This is a genomic window from uncultured Cetobacterium sp. (genome assembly GCF_947039425.1).
Taxonomy (GTDB): domain Bacteria; phylum Fusobacteriota; class Fusobacteriia; order Fusobacteriales; family Fusobacteriaceae; genus Cetobacterium_A.
This window is the reverse complement of record NZ_CAMQYW010000102.1, coordinates 1-6,192: the sequence shown is the minus strand read 5'-3', so window position 1 is coordinate 6,192 and position 6,192 is coordinate 1. Positions and strand designations below refer to the sequence as shown.

Below are 6,192 nucleotides of genomic sequence, written 5' to 3'. Positions count from 1 at the left end.
AATATGTTATACGAAAAAAATAGAGAAAATCCTTAACAGATTTTCTCTATTTTAATAATTTTGAGACTTTTTGGTCAGCCTCTTGAGGGTATATATGTTTAACTTTCCCCAAAGCTTAAACATACAGTTAAATCTAATTGATTTGGCTAATAATGTATACTCTGTAAATATCTATAAGTCAATAGCAAAATATAAAATAATAGTTATTATTAATGAGATAGATTATTATTTTCTTACTAAACCAAGTTCACTTTTAATACGAGAATAGATTTGTGCATATGTTGAGCAAAGAATAGTATTATCATCACACCATTTTTTTAAATATTCAGCAACTTTTGTTCTATCTGAAATGGCATATTGACGAATAATATAATCATGTTCATAATATAATTTACAATTAAATAAGCTACGATCTGATGGCATATAATTCTCCTTGTTAACTTTTATTTTATAAGGTTTTGACTTAAGTATATATCTATTTAAGTATAAAAGCAATTTTTTTAAAAAAACTCCTAAAAAATAATATTTCTAAGAGTTATATTTTTTTATTAAATATTAAATTTGTATCCAACTGATAAAGTAACTCTTGAATAATCTAATTTAGATTTTCCACTTGTCTCATCTCCGTTAGATAATGAAGCTTTAGCAAAGTTTATTTGATACATTAAATCAACTAAATAGTTGTTGTATTCAATTCCAGCCCCAATTCCTGTGTATAATCCATTTTTAACTGATGTTTTAACTGATGTTTTATCGATATCGCTTTTACTCTCATTTATATTGAAAGAATATCCTAGGTTAGCTTTTAAATATGGTTTTAAAGTGCTTTCTGTATCAAAGTTATATTTTCCAGTAACATAAAGCGGAATAGAGTCATATTTTCCCATTTTAGCTGTAAAATCATTTCCATTATATGTTTTGTTTTTTGAATGATTTTGATATGCAAGACCTAATCCAACTTCTAAATTATCAGTAATATTCTGAGTTCCTTCAACAGCTAATTCATATCCAAATCCTTTAGTTTTTTTATTAGAAACATCTAAATTTCCTTCTTCTTTTGTTTTTAATTTATATTTAGAATATTTTGAAGCAACATCTCCACCCACTCTTAAATAAATATGTTTGTCAGATTTTGTAACTATATTTTCTACAGGAGTTACTGCAACTTCTAGTAAAATTTCTGGTGTAACAACTTCTACAACTTCAATAACTTCAGGTTGAACAATAACCTCTTTTCCAGCAGATAGTGCTAAGATACTTGTTCCAAAAAATAGCGAGAACAATGTTAATTTTTTAATATAAATTCCTCCCTAATATTAAATTGTATATAAATTATCTTTATACATATATATTATATTTGATAAATATAATATAAAAATAATATATACACAAAAATTTTATATTGATGAACAAAATTTTGTGAAAACTAGCACAAAAGAAAAAATCTTATTATGCTAAAGGAAGAGTAAATATATAAAAAATTTAATTTGTTCATTTAAATTTATAAATGTTTTTTAAAACAAAATCTATAAAATTAATTAAAATTCCTGAAAATGTGAGTATTATTAGTATAATCATTGTAACTCCAAGTGATAATAAATATTTATGTTTTATATTTTTAAAAACATATAAAGATAAAATAAAAATAATAATTGTTAAAAATATAGCAGGACTAAAAACGTATAAAACTAACTCCATGAATTTTTCTCCTTAAAATGTTCTTATAATTATATTAATCTATATTTTTATTAAAGTATAGTTCTATTATTCTGAAAAAATTTCTTATTGTGAAATAATATCAATTATCTCAGTAACTTTTAAATCATGATCACCTTTTTCAGCTATTTTACCTTTAGACTTTCCTTTATCAATTCCTTTAACTTTTAAAGTAATTGAAATATATGGTTTCTTTGTTTTTTTTCTTTCTTCATTCATTTTTTTAACTAAAGGTAACATTATATTATCATTACCATATATCCAATACTCCTGTCCTGTTTTTTCATCTTTTAAAATTCCACTTTCAAATCCATCTGTATATAACTTTAAGAAATAATTTAATTAAATCATATTTTTGTTATTTTATTTTAAATAATAAAAAAGCATCAAGGAAACCTTTAATGCTTTTATACTAAGATAGTTATTTATTTAATTTTCTAAGCTTAATTTTCTGATTAAAACCCATTTATCATTTTTTAATTCTAATAATACTACAAAAATATTATTTTCAATTTGACTTATAAGCTCATTACTATAATCATAAGCATTATCATATTCTTCAAACTCTTTTGATATTAGTGTTTCATTATTTTGTCTCAATTCTACTTTGTATTGCATTATCAACACCTCTTACTTTTATATAAAATTTAAATTTTCAATTTTTTTAATTCCTTTTTCAAATTTAATAATTCTTTTTTTAATTTTTTTAATTCTAATGTTTTTTCTTCTATTTCTAATATTTTAATATTGATTTCCTTTTCGTTTTCTTCGATTTTATAAAAATTATCATCACTAGATATAATTTCTAAAATTTCTTCTTTTTCTTTTTCGAGCATGCTCGAAATTTTAAAATCATCTCTTGCTTTTTTTATTTCTTTTCCAGTAGTCAATTCTCCAACTAAAACTTTTTCTATAACAACTTCAGGAATATCTTTAACTATAACCTCTTTTATTGCTCTATCTGATAATGATAAAATATTTTCTTTATAATTAGGATTATTTAAACATAAATTAAATCTTCCCTTAAATAAATAAACCTGATCTTTATTCAATCCTAAAGATTGATACCATTTTACAAAAGTTTCTGACTCATCATTGGGTTTTGAATATTTTTTTAATATATTTCTAGCATTTTCTAAGTTTTTACCTATCTTATAAGCTACTTCTCCTAAAATTTTACCTTGAAATACAATATCTTTTTCCAAACATATTAAATTTTCTTTATCAAATTCTGAAATTTCTAAAGAACTATAATTAAAATTAGATTTTATACTTCTTAGTTCATTTTGTGTCATTATAGAAACAGCATTTTTAGTCTCTACTGTATAGTCAACTTTTTTTCTATCTAATAACCTATTTTTTTTAACCATTAACTATCAACTCTGCTACTTTTAAATAATCTTTTGCTCCATTAGAATTTTTATCATATTTTAAAATAGACATTTTTTCTATTCCTAATTCACTTAGTTTACTGTTAATTCTTATTGGAGGAAATATCTTATCTTTGTGTTCTGTCTGTAATATTTCATAAACCTCTTTTGATATGTTTTTTCTACTGTCTAATTTAGTTGGTAATATTCCTAAAATATTTAAAGTCGAATTTAGCTGTTTAATTGGTGATTGTAATGTTGATAACAATAAATCAAGTCCTTCTAATGAAGCAAGTTCACATTCACAAGGGATTATTAAGTCAGTAGATGCTGTTAATGCATTTAATGTAAATACAGATAAACTAGGAGGACAATCTATTAAAATATAATCATATTTATTTTCTCCTAATGCATTTTTTAATCTAAATTCTTTTCCATAATGACCGTTTAACTCTAATTCTGAGGTTGCTAATTTTATATTGCTTCCTATTAAATCAAACTCTTCTCCTTCTATAATACACTCGTTCATTGGCAATTTATGAAATAATAATTCCATTGATGATGCTGTTATTTTTTGATCTGTTGAAAAAAATGTAAGTGTTCCTTGAGGATCTAGATCTATTAACAATACTTTTTTTCCAAAAGATGTTAAAGCAGCTCCAATTGAATGAGTACTTGTAGTTTTTCCTACTCCACCTTTAAAATTCAATAAACTTATTATTCTTGTCATGCAAATCCTCCTTTATGTTTATGTATGATTTTAATTTGTTTTATTTAGTGACTATTGCTAATATAATATCATTTTTTTTTATAAAAACATAATATTTTTATCACATTTTGACAAGAAAACCTCTTTCTCTATTAGGGAGAGGATGAATTGGATTTTCCTTTTAATATTTTAATATATATGGTATCTTATTCTAATAAATTCAAAATATTAGAAGGTGTAAATTTATGGAAAAATATAATTTAGCTTTCAAATATAGGATATATCTAAATGATATTCAAGAAGAACTAATTTTGAAAACTTTTGGTTGTACTAGACTTGTATATAATAAGTTCTTAGCCCAAAGAAAAGAGTTGTATGAAACAGAGAAAAAATCTGTAACTTACAATACCCAAATGAAAGAGCTTCCAGTTCTTAAAAATGAGCTTGAATTTCTAAAAGAGATTGATTCTATTTCTCTTCAAATCACTTTAAAGAACTTAGAAATAGCATATAAAAATTTCTTTCAAAAAAGAACTAGCTTTCCAAAATTCAAAAGTAAAAAATCTACTAGAAAATCATACTCAACTAACAATGTTAATAACTCTATTAGATTAGTTGATAAATATATTAAACTTCCTAAATTAGGCTTAGTTAAGATTAAACTTCATAGGAATATGCCATTATCACATATAATTAAATCAGTTACTATCAGTCAAGAGCCTAATGGTGCTTTTTACGTTTCAATACTTAAATTCTTTAGAAAATATCAAGATAAACTGACGAAACTTCAGAGAGAACTATTTAGAAAAGTTAAGTTCTCACAAAATTGGTATAAGGCAAAACTTAAAGTTGCTAAACTCCACCAAATTATTAAAATAGTAGAAAAGATTTTTTACATAAATTATCACATAAACTTGTGAATAAGTATAATGCAATAATACTTGAAGACCTTAATATGAAAGATATGAGTCAATCTCTTAACTTTGGTAAATCTGTTTCTGATAATGGTTTTGGTATGTTTACAACTATGCTTCAATATAAAGCTCTATTTTTAAGTAATTAAAATTGAACTAGCATTATCTGAAAGGACTTACAAATGTGAAATTTGCAAAATAGAACTTGACAAAGATATAAATGCCAGTATAAATATTAGAGAACTAGGAAAGACACTGTTAACCTATTAAAATATATATCAGGGTAGGAACTACCCGTAGAGCGTGATAAATATATTTGATATTAGTCAGATACTTTCCACGAAACTCCCACTTCAAGAACGGAACGTTCTAAGTGGGGTGTAGTTCACATGTTATAGAGTATAATAAAAACAACTATATTTAATTAAAAAAAAGAGGTGAGAGTTATTAATATTCATCATGTATGTATACAAACAGATAAATACAAAGAATCATTAGATTTTTATACTAAAACTTTAGGATTTCAATTGAAAAAAGAAACGCCAAATTTTCATGAAAGAGACTTTAATACTTGGATTGAGTTAAATAATTTCTATATAGAACTTCAAACACCGAAAAAAAATAAAACTAATCACGATTTAAAAAAAGAACAAAATGGAATTGTTCATCTGTGTTTTTATGTTAAAGATATAAACGAAATATTAAAAAAAATTTCTATGACTTATAATAAATTTAAACTAAAAAATAATAAAATTATATATGATGTTGAAAATGGAAAATTATTTAAAATAATTGCACCAGAAGGTACAATTATAGAAATAAGAGATCAGTTATATATTTAATAAAAAAAGGGGGAGTAGATGAAAAGTTATCAAAATAAAGAAGAGTTAAAAATTGCAATTAAAGAATCTTATGAAAAATATATTTCTGAATTTTTGAGTATATCAAATGAGGATAAAGATAAAAAAAAAGAAAATATTGATAGAACCCCTTCAGAAAATTTAGCTTATCAAGTTGGATGGACAACTTTATTATTAAAATGGGAAAATGATTATAAATTAGGATTAAAAGTTAAAACTCCATCTGATAAATTTAAATGGAATCAATTAGGTGAATTATATCAGTGGTTTACAGATGAATATGCAGATATGTCTCTTTTTGAACTTAAAAATATTTTGGATAAAAATATTGAGAATATATATTTAATGATTGATTCTATGAGTGAAGATGAATTATTTAAGCCACATCAAAGAATATGGGCAGATGAAGCTACGAAAACAGCTATATGGGAAGTTTATAAATTTATTCATATAAATACTGTGGCACCATTTAAAACATTTAGAACAAAAATTAGAAAATGGAAAAAATGAAGATATAAATAAAAGGAGATACTACTATGAAACCATTTAGCATTAGTGAAATATACATTAATAAAAATAATTTGAAATCAATTGATATTAATCCTTTACCTCAAAAATATTGT

Annotated in this window: 11 protein-coding genes; 5 read left to right on the top strand and 6 right to left on the bottom strand. The window is 23.5% G+C overall.

All coding sequences use genetic code 11. The annotated features are described in order from the left end of the window. Positions 1-225 precede the first annotated feature (225 nt). From Q0V09_RS06575 to Q0V09_RS06550, 6 genes are all read right to left on the bottom strand, one after another. Complete coding sequence (locus Q0V09_RS06575) at positions 226-423, bottom strand: hypothetical protein (protein WP_297408057.1); 198 nt, start codon at positions 421-423, stop codon at positions 226-228. Positions 424-548: 125 nt separating this feature from the next. After that, on the bottom strand, positions 549-1,283 hold the full coding sequence (locus tag Q0V09_RS06570; RefSeq protein ID WP_297487804.1) for an OmpW family outer membrane protein: 735 nt from the start codon (positions 1,281-1,283) through the stop codon (positions 549-551). Between the two features lie 499 nt (positions 1,284-1,782). Continuing rightward, positions 1,783-1,956: a hypothetical protein gene (locus tag Q0V09_RS06565; protein ID WP_297487802.1), complete on the bottom strand. Its 174-nt coding sequence runs from the start codon at positions 1,954-1,956 to the stop codon at positions 1,783-1,785. A 189-nt stretch (positions 1,957-2,145) separates the two neighbouring features. Further along, complete coding sequence (locus tag Q0V09_RS06560) at positions 2,146-2,334, bottom strand: hypothetical protein (RefSeq protein WP_297487800.1); 189 nt, start codon at positions 2,332-2,334, stop codon at positions 2,146-2,148. 29 nt (positions 2,335-2,363) lie between these two features. After that, positions 2,364-3,086 (bottom strand): hypothetical protein, encoded by a 723-nt coding sequence (locus tag Q0V09_RS06555; RefSeq protein WP_297487798.1) that lies wholly within the window; start codon positions 3,084-3,086, stop codon positions 2,364-2,366. Further along, the gene (locus Q0V09_RS06550; RefSeq protein WP_297487796.1) at positions 3,079-3,816 is read right to left on the bottom strand and encodes a ParA family protein; all 738 of its coding nucleotides are present in this window, start codon (positions 3,814-3,816) and stop codon (positions 3,079-3,081) included. The genes Q0V09_RS06555 and Q0V09_RS06550 overlap by 8 nt, the downstream gene beginning before the upstream one ends. A gap of 224 nt (positions 3,817-4,040) precedes the next feature. On the opposite strand from Q0V09_RS06550, the gene Q0V09_RS06545 reads away from it, so the two are divergent. The 5 genes from Q0V09_RS06545 (at position 4,041) to Q0V09_RS06525 (ending at position 6,079) form a co-directional block, all read left to right on the top strand. Then, a complete protein-coding gene (locus tag Q0V09_RS06545) occupies positions 4,041-4,715 on the top strand; it encodes a transposase (protein ID WP_297487793.1) in 675 nt (224 codons plus the stop codon). Further along, positions 4,712-4,858: a hypothetical protein gene (locus Q0V09_RS06540; protein ID WP_297487791.1), complete on the top strand. Its 147-nt coding sequence runs from the start codon at positions 4,712-4,714 to the stop codon at positions 4,856-4,858. The genes Q0V09_RS06545 and Q0V09_RS06540 overlap by 4 nt, the downstream gene beginning before the upstream one ends. Beyond that, the gene (locus Q0V09_RS06535; RefSeq protein ID WP_367172312.1) at positions 4,854-4,979 is read left to right on the top strand and encodes a zinc ribbon domain-containing protein; all 126 of its coding nucleotides are present in this window, start codon (positions 4,854-4,856) and stop codon (positions 4,977-4,979) included. The genes Q0V09_RS06540 and Q0V09_RS06535 overlap by 5 nt, the downstream gene beginning before the upstream one ends. A 167-nt stretch (positions 4,980-5,146) precedes the next feature. Further along, positions 5,147-5,551: a VOC family protein gene (locus tag Q0V09_RS06530; RefSeq protein WP_297487789.1), complete on the top strand. Its 405-nt coding sequence runs from the start codon at positions 5,147-5,149 to the stop codon at positions 5,549-5,551. 18 nt (positions 5,552-5,569) lie between these two features. Next, complete coding sequence (locus tag Q0V09_RS06525) at positions 5,570-6,079, top strand: ClbS/DfsB family four-helix bundle protein (RefSeq protein WP_297487787.1); 510 nt, start codon at positions 5,570-5,572, stop codon at positions 6,077-6,079. Positions 6,080-6,192 lie beyond the last annotated feature (113 nt).